This is a genomic window from Psychrobacter sp. 16-MNA-CIBAN-0192, assembly GCF_040309565.1.
Taxonomy (GTDB): domain Bacteria; phylum Pseudomonadota; class Gammaproteobacteria; order Pseudomonadales; family Moraxellaceae; genus Psychrobacter.
On sequence record NZ_JBEOOX010000004.1, the window covers coordinates 223356 to 238562 of the forward strand.

At 44.0% G+C, this 15207-nt stretch carries 10 protein-coding genes; 9 read left to right on the plus strand and 1 reads right to left on the minus strand.

Translation table 11 applies throughout. From position 1 onward, the window contains the following. Positions 1-85 precede the first annotated feature (85 nt). The 6 genes from carB to AAEY78_RS05535 all read left to right on the plus strand — a co-directional run bounded on the left by carB (position 86) and on the right by AAEY78_RS05535 (position 9189). Positions 86-3349: a carbamoyl-phosphate synthase large subunit gene (gene carB, locus AAEY78_RS05510; RefSeq protein WP_352337986.1), complete on the plus strand. Its 3264-nt coding sequence runs from the start codon at positions 86-88 to the stop codon at positions 3347-3349. A gap of 228 nt (positions 3350-3577) precedes the next feature. Then, positions 3578-4054 (plus strand): transcription elongation factor GreA, encoded by a 477-nt coding sequence (gene greA / locus AAEY78_RS05515; RefSeq protein ID WP_352338058.1) that lies wholly within the window; start codon positions 3578-3580, stop codon positions 4052-4054. 158 nt (positions 4055-4212) lie between these two features. Next, positions 4213-5187: a hypothetical protein gene (locus AAEY78_RS05520; RefSeq protein WP_352337988.1), complete on the plus strand. Its 975-nt coding sequence runs from the start codon at positions 4213-4215 to the stop codon at positions 5185-5187. A 218-nt stretch (positions 5188-5405) separates the two neighbouring features. Then, on the plus strand, positions 5406-6674 hold the full coding sequence (locus AAEY78_RS05525; protein ID WP_352337990.1) for a putative DNA modification/repair radical SAM protein: 1269 nt from the start codon (positions 5406-5408) through the stop codon (positions 6672-6674). Positions 6675-6752: 78 nt separating this feature from the next. Next, complete coding sequence (locus AAEY78_RS05530) at positions 6753-7649, plus strand: TIGR03915 family putative DNA repair protein (RefSeq protein ID WP_352337991.1); 897 nt, start codon at positions 6753-6755, stop codon at positions 7647-7649. Positions 7650-7797: 148 nt separating this feature from the next. Further along, positions 7798-9189: a glycosyltransferase gene (locus AAEY78_RS05535; protein ID WP_502943672.1), complete on the plus strand. Its 1392-nt coding sequence runs from the start codon at positions 7798-7800 to the stop codon at positions 9187-9189. A gap of 115 nt (positions 9190-9304) precedes the next feature. Here the strand turns inward: AAEY78_RS05535 and AAEY78_RS05540 are convergent, their stop codons facing one another. After that, on the minus strand, positions 9305-10762 hold the full coding sequence (locus tag AAEY78_RS05540) for an NAD-dependent succinate-semialdehyde dehydrogenase (protein WP_352337994.1): 1458 nt from the start codon (positions 10760-10762) through the stop codon (positions 9305-9307). A 366-nt stretch (positions 10763-11128) separates the two neighbouring features. Here AAEY78_RS05540 and AAEY78_RS05545 point away from each other — a divergent pair, with 366 nt between their 5' ends. The 3 genes from AAEY78_RS05545 to ychF all read left to right on the plus strand — a co-directional run bounded on the left by AAEY78_RS05545 (position 11129) and on the right by ychF (position 15180). Next, positions 11129-12979 (plus strand): FMN-binding glutamate synthase family protein, encoded by a 1851-nt coding sequence (locus tag AAEY78_RS05545; RefSeq protein ID WP_352337996.1) that lies wholly within the window; start codon positions 11129-11131, stop codon positions 12977-12979. Between the two features lie 71 nt (positions 12980-13050). Continuing rightward, entirely contained in the window at positions 13051-13884 is an 834-nt protein-coding gene (locus AAEY78_RS05550) for a phosphodiester glycosidase family protein (RefSeq protein WP_352337997.1), read from the plus strand. A gap of 204 nt (positions 13885-14088) precedes the next feature. Further along, positions 14089-15180, plus strand: coding sequence for a redox-regulated ATPase YchF (gene ychF, locus AAEY78_RS05555; RefSeq protein WP_352337999.1), 1092 nt, complete (start codon positions 14089-14091; stop codon positions 15178-15180). The last annotated feature ends 27 nt before the right edge of the window (positions 15181-15207 follow it).

Sequence of the window (15207 nt, forward strand, 5' to 3'; positions counted from 1 at the left end):
CATTAACAGTGGTTCAAGCTATATCATATAAAACTAGTATATACCCCTCTATTAAAATATCACTTAAACGAAGGTAGCCCTAATTATGCCAAAACGTACCGACATAAAAAGTATTCTCATCATTGGCGCAGGTCCTATCGTCATCGGTCAAGCGTGCGAGTTTGACTATTCAGGCGCACAAGCCTGTAAAGCACTAAAAGAAGAAGGCTACCGCGTCATCTTGGTCAACTCAAACCCTGCGACTATCATGACTGACCCTGCCATGGCGGATGCAACTTATATTGAGCCAATTACGTGGCAGACCGTTGAGCAAATCATTGCTAAAGAACGTCCTGATGCCATCTTGCCAACGATGGGCGGACAGACCGCATTGAACTGTGCGTTAGAATTGGACAAGCATGGCGTATTAACCAAATATAATTGCGAATTGATTGGCGCGACCAAAGAGTCAATCGAGATGGCAGAAGACCGCAATCTATTTGATAAAGCCATGAAGCGTATTGGGCTTGAATGTCCACGTGCCGAAACCGCTGAAACCATGGAAGAAGCGTTTGTTACCCAAGAAAAAATGGGCTATCCATGTATCATTCGTCCGTCATTTACCATGGGCGGTTCAGGTGGCGGTATCGCATATAACCGTGATGAATTTATCGAGATTTGCGAGCGCGGTTTTGACTTATCGCCAAACCATCAATTGCTTATTGACGAGTCATTGATTGGTTGGAAAGAATACGAGATGGAAGTGGTTCGTGACAAAAACGACAACTGTATCATCATTTGCGCCATTGAAAACTTTGACCCAATGGGCGTACATACGGGTGACTCGATTACCGTTGCACCAGCGCAAACGTTGACGGACAAAGAATATCAAATCATGCGTAACGCCTCCATCGCCGTATTGCGTGAGATTGGCGTGGAAACAGGCGGCTCAAACGTACAGTTTGGTATCAATCCTGAAACGGGTCGCATGGTCGTCATTGAGATGAACCCACGCGTCTCACGCTCATCAGCATTGGCATCAAAAGCGACTGGCTTCCCGATTGCTAAAATCGCGGCAAAACTTGCAATTGGCTATACGTTAGATGAATTGCAAAACGATATCACTGGTGGCAAAACACCTGCCAGCTTTGAGCCAGCGCTTGATTATGTTGTGACTAAAATTCCACGCTTTAATTTTGAAAAATTCCCACAAGCGGATAATGTCTTATCAACGCAAATGAAATCCGTTGGTGAAGTGATGGCAATTGGTCGTAACTTCCAAGAATCCATGCAAAAAGCCTTACGTGGCATGGAAACAGGCTCCGACGGTTTTGATGAGCAAATTGACTTAACCCAAGTTTCTGCTGATAAAGCCCGCAGCGAAATCACCAACCGTTTAACCATCCCAACGCCTGAGCGCATTTACTACGTAGCTGATGCTTTCCGTATTGGCATGAGTGTTGATGAAGTGTTTAATCTCACCAAAATCGACCCATGGTTCTTGGTACAAATTGAAGATATCGTTAAGACAGAAGCGACGGTTAAAGCATTAGGCTTTGGCGGTTTAACTGAGAACAACTTACGTCGATTTAAGCGTAAAGGTTTATCTGACTTACGTTTGGCTAAATTACTTGGTATTTCACAAAAGCAATTGCGTGCTAAACGTTGGGATTTAGGTGTACATCCAGTTTATAAGCGCGTTGATACTTGTGCAGCTGAATTTGAAACCAGCACCGCTTATATGTACTCAACTTATGATAGCGAATGTGAAGCCAAACCGACTGATAACAAAAAAATCATGGTTATCGGTAGTGGTCCAAACCGTATCGGTCAAGGTATCGAGTTTGACTATTGCTGTGTACACGCGGCACTTGCCATGCGTGAAGATGGCTACGAGACCATTATGATCAACTGTAACCCTGAAACGGTTTCAACCGATTATGACATCTCGGACCGCTTGTATTTTGAGCCAATCACGTTAGAGGACGTGTTAGAAATCGTCCGTATTGAGCAGCCTGATGGCGTTATCGTCCAATTTGGTGGTCAAACCCCATTGAAATTGGCACGTGCCCTTGAAGCAGCTGGCGTAAAAATCATTGGTACGAGCCCTGATGCGATTGACCGCGCAGAAGACCGTGAACGCTTCCAGCATATGATTCAGCAGTTAAATCTTGTGCAACCAACCAATGCCTTAGCAACTAGCTTAGAAGACGGCTTGGTGAAAGCAAAAGACGTGGGCTATCCATTGGTCGTACGCCCATCATACGTGCTTGGCGGTCGGGCGATGGAAATCGTCTACAACGAAGACGAGCTAAGACATTACCTACGCACTGCTGTACAAGCCTCTAACGAAGCACCAGTATTGCTTGATCGCTTCTTAGACGATGCCATTGAAGTGGATGTCGATTGTATCTGCGACGGTACTGATGTGGTGATTGGCGGTATTATGCAGCATATCGAACAAGCAGGCGTCCACTCAGGTGACTCAGCGTGTTCATTACCACCATATTCATTATCAGAAGAATTATGTGATGTGATGCGCGCACAAACCGTTGCCATGGCAAAAGAGCTTGGTGTTGTAGGCTTAATGAACGTGCAGTTTGCGGTAAAAGGCGAAACCGTTTATATCTTAGAAGTGAATCCACGTGCGGCGCGTACCGTACCGTTTGTTTCTAAATGTATTGGCACCTCATTAGCTAAAGTAGCTGCTCGCTGTATGGCTGGCACGTCACTAAAAGACCAAGGTTTTACCAAAGAAATCGTACCTTCTTTCTTTGCGGTCAAAGAAGCCGTCTTTCCATTTGCTAAATTCCCAGGCGTTGACCCAATCTTGAGCCCTGAAATGAAATCAACCGGCGAAGTCATGGGCGTGGGCAAAACTTTTGGCGAAGCATTCTACAAAGCCGTTATCGGTAGTAATGAGCGTCTGCCAGGCTTGCCAACTGAAGGCGAAACTAAAACGGTCTTTATCTCTGTCCGTGATAGCGACAAAGAACAAGTTGCCCCTATTGCCCGCCAGCTTATCGACTACGGCTTTAACATTGTCGCAACTACGGGTACGCAAAAAGTATTGGCTGCCAACGGCATTGACTGTAAGCAAATCAATAAAGTCACCGAAGGTCGTCCGCATATCGTTGATGCGCTAAAAAATGGCAAAATCGATATGATTATTAACACGACTGAAGGCAAGCAAGCGCAAGAGGATTCATTCTCTATCCGCCGTAGCGCGCTGCAAGGTAAAGTGTTTTATGTCACCACCTTAGGCGCAGCAGATGCCGTCTGTAAATCTTATGCTATCGAGCTGCCGTTTGAGGTCTATAAGCTACAAGATTTGCATGCACAAGCAAAGGGTCTTGACGTCGCTGAATAAATTCAGTAAATTAGACCTCACGAGTTAACTTATTAACGTCTTATGAATACCTAAAAAGCATAGTGGCTAGACAGCTACTATGCTTTTTATTACGTATGTTTATAGTGTGCGGGCATGGTACAACAATGTACCGCCACGCTTCTCTCCCATACCCATTGCAATAATATCATCATCCATCACACCATCTCATCACGAGGTGGTGTGATGGTGTTGGTTCAAGGAAAAAATATGCAACGTTACCCCATGACTCCGCAAGGACATGCGGCTTTAGAAGCCGAATTAAAACAATTAAAAAGTATTGACCGTCCTCGTATCACTGCCTCTATCGCAGAAGCACGTGAACATGGCGATTTAAAGGAAAACGCTGAATATCACGCAGCCCGTGAACAACAAGGCTTTTGTGAAGCGCGTATCCGTGATATCGAAGCCAAACTGGGCGGTGCACAAGTGATTGATCCGGCCACTTTACCAAAAGAAGGTCGTGTGGTCTTTGGCGTAAGCGTCGTCATCGAAAATATGGACACCGAAGAAGAAAAACAATACAAAATCGTCGGTGATGATGAGGCGGATTTTAAAGCCGGTAAAATCTCTGTCAACTCGCCAATTGCACGTGGTCTGATTGGTAAATCTGAAGGCGATGAAGCCCGTATTGAAACGCCAAAAGGCGTGGTTGAATATGAAGTCATGAAAGTAATTTATGATTAAATTGGGTTAGACTAGCACCTTTAACATTTATGATAACTGGTTAGCCATCACTTATATTGCCCTCGCAATTGACATTAATAATTGGTCAGTTGCGAGGGTTTTTTATAGGCTAACTGGCTATTCATCCTTATTTATAAAACATTTATAAAACGGAATTTATGACCCATATGATAATAAATAAAATCAATCAGACTCAAAAAATAACGCCTGTGTGCATCGTTAGCATGTTAGCCAGCAGCCTACTGTTTATTAGTAGCGCTCATTCTGCGCCGCAAGTTATCGTCACCCCGAATACCGCTAGCAGCACTATTATTGAGCAAACCTCTGACGGACAAGTAGCAACCATCACCACAACGCCCACCAGCATCAGTATGCAAAGCGGCATGCCGTACTCAGTCACCCAAGTGACCAACGTACCGCGTTATACGGTTCGTCAAAACGGCGTATTACAAAGCAATACTAAGCAAGTAGTGGTGAGTCAAAGCAATGTTATAAATACAGGCACAACAGTCACCACTTTACCTATCAATACCTTGCCGCTTAATACCATTCCTGTGACCAATCAAGTCACTTCGGTCGGTATTGTAACCACCCCTGTTAATAGCGTCGCCCAAGCATTACCTGTAACGACTCTACCAGTCACCACACTGCCAATTACTACCCTGCCAATCACTACCCTGCCCATCACTAATAACAATGCCATTGCGGTTACCACGACAACTTCCCTCGATACGTTGCAATTAAAGCCCGTATTTAGCACCCCAAATGTGGTTGCAGCAAATACCAAAGTGATGAAAATCCTTAAAAATCGCGAAGGTCGTGAATTTGCCGTGCCTGCTAACCATATTGCGCCCGGCGATATTATCGAATATCACACCGTTTACACCAATACCACGGCAAGACCTGTCAACGATATCAATGCAACGGTGAACCTTCCCAATGGCGTCAAGTTACTTTCGCTCAATAGTAGCCTGCCAACGCTTGCAACCACAGGTGGTAATACTTACCAAGCTATCGGACAAGTTGGCACGTCTACCGTCATTCAACAGCCTTATTCAGGTTTAAAATGGAATTTGGTTGACCTTGGCGCTAATGCTGCGCAAACCGTAGTGATTCGCGCCACTGTGCAGTAACCCTTTTTTAAGGGTATATAATCAGTAGTTAATGTTGGCAATAACGTTTTAAATTATCAAAAGGTCTTTATTATTAAAGACCTTTTTTCATGCGCCATTATTACTCTAACCAGCGACAGCAGTTGTCGTCTTATTCTGTAAAATCCGCCAGTAATACAATGACTTAACGTTAATTTTGTTAAAATAAGAACTTATTAATTGATTGATAAGATTCTATTATGACAACGATTAATTACGAACGATTGCAAGGCAAGCTCAATATTCTAGCCGATGCGGCAAAATACGATGTCTCTTGCTCCTCCTCCGGTAGCACCCGCAAAAATCAGGGTGGCGCGCTCGGTCATGGCGAAAAATCAGGCATTTGCCACAGCTATACCGAAGATGGACGTTGCGTCAGTTTACTAAAAATATTATTAACCAATCACTGTATTTATGACTGTGCGTATTGCACCTCGCGCAAAAGTAATGACACGCCGCGCGCAGCTTTTAGCGTTGAAGAAGTGGTGGAATTAACCATGCAATTTTATCGCCGTAATTATATCGAAGGTTTATTTTTAAGCTCCGGTATTTTTAAAAATGGCGATTATACGATGGAGCGCTTAGTTGAAGTTGCCAAAATATTGCGTACTCGCGAGCGCTTTAATGGTTATATTCACTTAAAAACCATTCCGGGCGCGTCAAAGGAATTGCTGATTGAGGCTGGGCTGTATGCTGATCGCTTGAGCGCCAATATTGAGATTCCAACCAAATCTGGGCTAGCATTGCTTGCGCCAGAGAAATCGCATGAACAATTAAAAATGCCAATGCAAATGGTTAGCGAGCAGATTATCACATTCCGTGACAGCCAAAAAACCCATAAGAAAGCACCAAAATTTACCCCTGCTGGGCAAACCAGCCAAATGATTGTTGGTGCCAGTAACGAGACTGATTTGCAAGTGATTCAGTTATCGAGTCACTTTTATAAAGAATATGCGCTCAAGCGGGTCTATTATTCGGGTTATGTGCCGATGTTGTCCGACAGTCGCCTGCCAGCGATTGGCACACCGGTGCCGATGGTACGAGAAAACCGCCTCTACCAAGCCGATTGGCTGATGCGCTTTTACGGCTTTGATGCCAATGAAATCGTCGAGCCGGAGTCACCATTTTTGGACTTAGATTGCGACCCAAAACTGGCATGGGCCATTCGCCACCGTGAGCATTTTCCGGTGAATATTCAAACCGCGCCTTATGCCATGATTGTCCGTATTCCGGGGATTGGCACAAAAACGGCAAAGAAAATGATTAAAGCGCGCAAGTTTCATAATCTAACGTTAGAGCATCTTAAAAAAATGGGTGCTGCGGTAAACCGTGCCAAATACTTTATGGCGATGACGGGTAAAAATGAGCATCTCGCCCATTTAACCCGCGATAACTTCCGTCAATATGTGCTGGCGCAAACGCAGACTAAGTTTAAAGACCAACGTGATGGACAACTGGCACTGTTTTAATAAATTTGGATCAGCCAGCGTGTATTAAGTATTAAGATGGTCACAATCATTTTTAATAATCACGTTTTTAGGATAAAAATGTCGATGTTGTTATTAGAAAATACTAAACACAATAAGCCAAATGCGCATACAACGCCGAGCGCGGTTATTCCGAGTATTATTCTCTACGAACCCAGCTTTGAAGGTTGGCTCAGTGCCGTTTTTTACATTTATAGCAAGCGTTTGCAAGACCATGCTGGGTTACAGCTATACGCGCAGGATAATTATGTGCCCTCGTTAATTGATCCGGCTATTTCTGTACCCAGTGACGCCGAACATGCCGAGCGCGTGCTAAAAACCCTAAATAAACTATTGGGGCGCTCAGGTATGCGTCAAATATTGTGGGGATTTTTGTCCGAAAAGCAGATTATTGGCATCATCCTTTTTGAAGTGGTTAAATACACTATTGCCTATCCGAATCGTGACGTGATGGAAGATTTAGGTAATTTACACGTTCTTGAGCTGGCGCAAATAGTAAAGTCCGTGGGACGCGAAAAACACCGTATGGAAGCGTTTGTCCGTTTTGAGCACACCACGCAGGATATCTATTTTGCCCGAATTGAGCCAGATTTTAATGTCTTGCCACTCATTGGCGCGCATTTTCATAAGCGCTATCAAGATCAAGACTGGGCGATTTATGATGTGCGTCGCGGTTACGGTATTTTTTATGATAAAAGTAAGGGTACGCCAAAGCATCCTGCACCGCTGCAAACCATCACCGATATTGATGAAGCGGTTTTGCGCCATCCTGCCAGCATTCACAGTTTAGATGAGCAGCGCTATCAGCATTTTTGGCAAGGTTATTTTGCCAATGTAAATATTAAAGAGCGTAAAAACCCACGTTTGCATCGTCAGTATTTACCGCAGCGTTACTGGAAATATTTGAGTGAAAAACAAGTGTTGCCAGATGCTGAGCATTTACAAAAACGGCGTTAAGATAAAAGTGGTGAAGAGAATGGTAGTAATATGATGATTGCCTCACCCTTTATACCTACCGTTACCTTTAAGGTTGAGTTTTAAGCGTTTTTAACTGACAATAGCAGCTCGCCTCTTTTCATGGATATTTACCGCTATTATGATTGTAATGCGCCTATTATCGTCGTTAAAACATGATGAATCCGAACGCGGTATCTTTTATCTTGGGCGAGCCTTGGTCAAAAATGGGCATACCTCTATTATTATCTCCAGCGCCGATGACGACAATGAGTTGGTCAAACGTCTAGAGCGCGATGGTAACATTTACCATCAGCTGCACATCAATAAAAAATCGTGGCTGTCGCTATTACAAATTGCGCCGCTGCGGCATCTGATTAAACAATACAATCCTGATGTCATTCATGTCCATTCACGCACGCCCGCGTGGATATTGCATCTGGCGCTACGCCATATGCGACTTAAACGCCGACCTAAATTGGTCTCCACCATGTATGGCTTTTATCCGATTAATAAGTACTCGCAGGCGCTACTGGATGTTGACACCGTGATTACTGTGTCCGACAGTGTCACCAATTATCTCAAAAAAGGTCTGCGTAATGAGACTTTAGGACCCAAATTAATCAAACGTATTTACCGTGGTATTGATATACGCCGCTATCCGTACCGTCATAATCCATCAGTCTATTGGCTACGCTATATTTTTGCAGAATACCCTGAGCTTGAGAATAAAAAATGGCTGGTTTTTCCCACCGTTATTGGCAATGAATATGGGCAAGAATGGCTGATAGATATTCTGGGCAATTTAAAACAGCAATTCCCCAATATTCACGCCATTATTATGGATGAAGATCATAGGGATGGTGATGTGGCACATGAGGACTTTCGCCAGCGCAGCAATGCTCTTGATTTGGGTGACCATATTACTTATGTTGGCAGCAAACGTAATGATATGCGCGAATGGTTATCGGCTGCCAATGTTGTTATGGCGCTTGCCAATCAACCGGAATCTATCGGCATCAATGCCTTACAAGCGATTCACTTAGGGACACCGGTCATTGGCTGGGATCAAGCCGCATTTAGTGAGATTTTAAAGCCGCTTTATCCGCAAGGCTTAGTCAAAAAATACAATGCGCATGCGTTATGTAAAGCGGTAAGAAACCAGCTAGAAGGCGTGACCCGTCCTGAGATGACAGATAAATTTACCATGCGCGAGATGATTAGAGAGACGCTAAAAGCTTACGAAAGCTTATATGAACAAGCGCTAGAAGAAGAACAGATACTAAAGGGTACGCATATTTTAGTCAATCTAAAACCCAAGCTGCCATCCAAGTCACTACCCGAACTTACCTTACCTATCGACCGTCATACCCCAAGATCTCAAGGTAAAAAGGTATCGCTGATTAAACAACGTAAACTTCAAGTTAGCGCACCACCTGCAGAAGCAATAGCGCAAGTGGCTGACGCGAATGATATTACTGATGTAATTGAGACACCTGTAGCACCTAATAAACTTATAAAAAGTGCGGATAAACACGAATAAAAAATCATCTATAACAGTGGCTATAGATGATTTTTTATTGTTTTAATGCGTTATTCTCTTAATTCAATTTTCTCTTCACATTTCTTTTCACATCTCTCAGCCCTACCACTATCAATTAGCCACTGATGTCACTACACCAGTATTTAGTCACGACATATTCTTCGATGCCATATTTTGAGCCTTCACGACCAAATCCTGATTGCTTAACCCCACCAAATGGTGCAACTTCGGTTGAAATCATGCCGGTATTATGACCCACCATGCCATACTCAAGACCTTCAGTGACTCGCCAAGCGCGCGCATAATCACTACAGTAAAAGTAGGCGGCTAATCCATAAATGGTATCGTTCGCCGCATTGATAACCTCTTCTTCAGATGAAAAGGTAAAAATCGAGGCAATAGGACCAAATATCTCTTCACTGGCAATATCCATATCTACGCTAATATCAGTAATCACAGTTGGATTAAAGCTGAGCGCTGACGCCGCATTTTTATCGCCACCAGTGACTATTGTTGCACCTTTATCAAGCGCATCCTTTAACAACGCTTGTACTTTTTCTAAACCATCTTTATTGATAAGTGGACCGATATCAACATCCTCATCCATACCATCACCAACTTTAAGCGCCGATACTTTTTTGACGAAAATATCTAAGAACTTATCTTTAATACTGTCTTGAACATAAACGCGATTGGCACAGACACAGGTTTGACCCGCATTACGATATTTGGAAGCAATCAAGCCCTCAGCGGCTTTTTCTAAATCCGCATCGTCAAACACGATAAAGGGCGCATTACCACCAAGCTCTAACGATAGCTTTTTAATGGTCGGTGCACACTGTGCCATCAAGGTACGTCCGACCTCCGTAGAACCGGTAAACGATAATTTATGAATTCGCGCATCGCCCGTTAAGATTTCACCAATAGCGGACGATTTACCAGTAACCACTTGAATAACACCTGCTGGAATGCCAGCTTGCTCTGCCAAAACGCCGAGTGCTAAAGCAGAAAATGGCGTCTCTGTTGCCGGCTTAATAATAATCGTACAACCTGCTGCGAGTGCTGGTGCAGCTTTACGTGTAATCATGGCAGCTGGGAAATTCCAAGGAGTAATCGCCGCGCACACACCTACGGGCTGTTTTAGAATAACGTAGCGCAACTGAGACTGGGTGGCAGGAATAACATCACCATAAACGCGCTTGCCCTCTTCAGCAAACCAGCGAATAAAACTGTTGGCATAACCAATCTCACCGCGCGATTCTTTTATCGGCTTACCTTGCTCAGCCGTCATAATGATTGCCAAATCTTCTTTATTCGCGTCAATTAAATCCGCCCATTTTTGTAGTAATTCTGAGCGCTCTTGTGCAGTTTTTGCTGCCCACGATATTTGTGCCTCATGAGCATAAGCCACCGCGTCATTGACATCTTTTGTAGTGAGGCTTGGAATAGCACCGATAACTTCTGCATTAAACGGATTGGTGACTTCAATGGTTTCGCCATTACTGGCACTGTGCCAGCCATCTTTAATAAAACACTGTTGCTTAAGTAATACAGGATTTGACAGGGTAAGCATGATGACATTCCTTTTTATTTTATGAATTAGTTTACTGTGATTCAAAATTTATCGTTTTATAGTCGATTGATATCAGTAACACTTTATCAATATGCGTCCCACTCTAGTCGCTATAAACGCCTTTATCTTTACTTATTTTGTTATTTTTTTGGCTTTATTCACCTACAATAATATTACGGACAGTAATGTTAGCAAGCCGTTACGCAATTTATGCCTGTCCCGTGATATCATAGGCGCAGATATACGCAGCTCTTTAATCGTTGAGCGACTGACCCTATATCGGCAGTCTGTCAGCTATTATATTCATTACTTATCGTAATGAGAGCTGCGTTTTTTATTTTTCACGTTTTCTAGTTGAGCGTTACTATGCCCAAATCTCGTACCAATTTGAATCCTACATCGGAACATAATGCCCCTTATGTGATCGGCTTGTTATTACGTTATAGCACCTTTGGCGCTGCGATATTATTGTTCGTGGCAGGGTTGTTATTATGGAATTGGTGGCTAATTGTGATTGGCGGCTTCGGGGTGGCATTGGGTATTTATGATGTGTTGCAATCGAAGCATGCCATCTTAAATAACTATCCCGTTGCCGGTCATATCCGCTACGTGTTAGAGGATTTTCGCCCTGAGATTCGCCAGTATTTGTTAGAAAACGACAAAGAACAAGTGCCGTTTTCACGCCAGCAGCGGGCGCTGGTCTATCAGCGTGCTAAGAATGTCAGTGATACCAATGCCTTTGGGACACTCGATAATTTATATGCACATGGTAAAGAGTGGTTTTTACAATCGGCTATCAGTGAACCGTTAAAAAACAAAGATTTTCGGATTACGGTAGGCGGTGAGCGTTGTTTGCAGCCGCACGATATGTCGGTGTTTAATATCTCGGCGATGAGCTTTGGTAGCTTGTCGGCAAATGCCATTATGGCGCTCAATCAAGGCGCAAAAATGGGTGGTTTCACTCATGATACCGGTGAAGGCGCAATCAGTCCTTATCATCGCAAATTTGGTGGCGATTTGATGTGGGAATTGGGCACCGGCTACTTTGGCTGCCGTGATGATAAGGGTCACTTTGATGCACAGTCGTTTGCTGAAAAAGCGGTAGACCCACAAGTTAAAATGATTGAAATCAAGCTGTCGCAAGGGGCAAAACCCGGTAAAGGTGGCGTGCTACCGAGTGAGAAAATTACTCAAGAAATTGCAGATACACGCCAAGTGCCAATGGGGCAAGATTGTGTGTCGCCCTCTTCGCATTCTGCCTTTAGCAATCCACGTGAACTGGTGGCATTTTGGCAAAATTTGCGTGATTTATCAGGCGGTAAACCGGTTGGTTTTAAATTATGTATTGGGCAGCCATGGCAATTTATGGCAATCGTTAAAGCCATGATTGAAGCCGATAATTACCCTGATTTTATTGTGATTGATGGCGCTGAAGGCGGTACGGGTGCTGCGCCTGTAGAGTTTATGGACAATGTCGGCATGCCGATGGTTGATGGATTTTTACTGGTGCACAATACCTTAGTTGGTGCCGGTATCCGTGATAAAATCAAACTTGGTGTCAGTGGTAAAATCGTCTCAGGCTTTGATATCGCGCGCATGATTGCGCTGGGTGCAGATTGGTGTAATTCAGCGCGCGGTTTTATGTTTGCCGTTGGTTGTATTCAATCGCGCTCATGTCATACCAACACTTGCCCGACTGGCGTGGCAACCCAAGACCCGTATCGTCAAATGGCGCTTGATGTACCAAGTAAAGCGGATCGAGTAGCAAGTTTTCATAAAAACACCCTGAAATCGCTTGCCAGCATTGTGGGCGCAGTTGGTTTACAACATCCTAGTCAGTTGCAGCCGTATCATATTGCGCGCCGTTTGGATGATGGGCAAATCAAACTGTTATCCAAGTTCTTTTACTTTACCGATGAAGGTGCGTTGCTCGACCAAAGTGCCCGCGCCGATGTCTTTAATCAGATGTGGGTCATGGCAAATGCGGACAGCTTCTTAGCCGATAATGATGCGCTCATTGCTTACAATCGAGACTCGCGTGATAGAGGTAAAGAAACCAAAGCACCGACCCTAGAGACAAAGCAAGAAACTCCCCTAGAGCCAAATATGGCAAACCTTTTAGAACCAACGTTTAGTAAGGTCAGCTACAGCGATGGCGGTCGATTGACTGGCAATGTCAATCATACTTCTCGTGATTTTCCCGATTCAATAGGCTAAATTGCCATAAAAATTGTTTATAAAACTGATTTATCATTCACTATCTCCACGTTATATAAGACTGACGAACCATGCTGCGTTCCTTTTTTACTTTTCCTTATTTAACCGTGTTGACGCTTGGCGTATTTGGCTTAAGTGTCAGCGCTTGCCAGCCAAGCTCTACGGACGCACCTGATATCGATGCTGAGCCTTGGTCATGTGAAGAGGCATCCGCGCCTTTTACCTATAGCGTCTGTCATATTAGTGCCGATGCCGTTGCTGACACCAACGTAAATAATGGCAATTATGCGTTACAGTTATTTTGGCAAAAGACGGATAATAAAACGCCGCTCCTTACCTTTAAGCATGTATTAGACACGTTGCCAGCATCGAAAAATTTAATTTTTGCCATGAATGCCGGTATGTATAACGAGGTTTATGCACCGATTGGCTATACGGTTATTAAGGGTAAAGAAATACGCGCGCTAAATACAAACAAAGGCGGTGGCAACTTTCATTTACTGCCCAACGGTGTAATGTGGTGGGATAAAGCCGGTAGCGTTCATATTACCGAAAGTCGTGACATGCAGCGGCAGCTGGCTAAAGGTACAAAACCTTGGTTTGCTACTCAATCAGGTCCGATGCTGGTTATCAACAATAAAATTCATCCGCAGTTTAATAAAAATGGTACCTCAACCAAGTTCCGTAATGGTGCTGGCGTCTGTGAGGATGGCAGTATCCAGTTTGTGAATAGCAATGAGCCGGTGACCTTTTATCAGTTTGCCGCTTTATTTAAAGACAAGCTAAAGTGTCCGAACGCGCTGTTTTTTGATGGCGGAATTGCTTCAGCGTTTTATGCACCAAGTATCGACAAGCACGACAAAAAAGATATGGGCGTCATCATTGGTGTGGTTAAACGGCAGTAAATAGCTGAGTAAAACCGCCCAAGAAAGCTGCCCCAGTGCGCGTTTAGTTTGCTACAATAGCGCCAATTTTTGACGTAATTTTTTATACTGAACGCTTTTCTTTTTTACTGAACGTTGATTATTGCATCTCTGCATTGTCGTTCATCTCCATTATCAAATCACTGTTAAATAACAGGATTATTACATTAATAAAGCGAGACTATTATGGGTTTTAACTGTGGCATCGTCGGTCTACCAAACGTGGGTAAATCTACTTTATTTAATGCGTTAACCAAAGCAGGTATCGCCGCTGAGAACTTCCCGTTTTGTACCAAAGATCCCAATACCGGTATCGTTCCTGTGCCAGACCCACGCCTAAAAAAATTGGCTGATATTGTCAATCCTGAGCGCGTATTACCAACGACGATGGAGTTTGTTGATATTGCAGGCTTGGTCGCTGGCGCCTCAAAAGGCGAAGGCATGGGCAACCAGTTCTTAGCCAATATCCGCGAAACCGATGCCATTGCCCACGTGGTACGCTGCTTTGATGATGACAATGTGGTACACGTTGACGGTCGCGTCAGCCCAATTGATGACATCGAAACCATCAATACTGAGTTGGCATTAGCCGACTTAGAAGCCGTTGAACGTGCCATCCACAACCAAACCAAAAAAGCCAAAGGCGGTGATAAAGACGCGCAAGCCCTACTGGATATCTTTAAAAAAGTTGAACCGTTATTAGCAGAAGGTCAAGCCGCACGCGCTGCTAACTTGGATGCTGATGAGAAAAAACTGATTAGAAGTTATGGTTTAATTACCCTTAAGCCGACCATGTATATCGCTAACGTTTCTGAGGATGGCTTTAAGAATAATCCATACCTTGATGCCGTACGCAATTATGCGACGGGCGAAGATTCTATTGTCATTGCGTTATGCAACCAAATCGAATCCGAAATTGCCCAGCTTGACGAAGATGATAAAAAAGACTTCTTAGCAGAGATGGATATGGAAGAAGCGGGTCTTGACCAGGTGATTCGTGGTGGTTACGACTTGCTTGATATGCAAACTTACTTTACCGCTGGGGTAAAAGAAGTTCGTGCTTGGACAGTTGCGGTTGGCGCAACGGCTCCGCAGGCAGCTGGCGTGATTCATACGGATTTTGAGCGCGGCTTTATTCGTGCCGAGGTTATTGCATATGATGATTTCATTGAATTCAACGGTGAAAAAGGCGCAGCTGCCGCTGGTAAAGCACGCTTAGAAGGCAAGACTTATATCGTCCAAGATGGCGATGTGATGCATTTCCGCTTTAACGTTTAACTTTTAACGTTAAATATTGGATAGCGT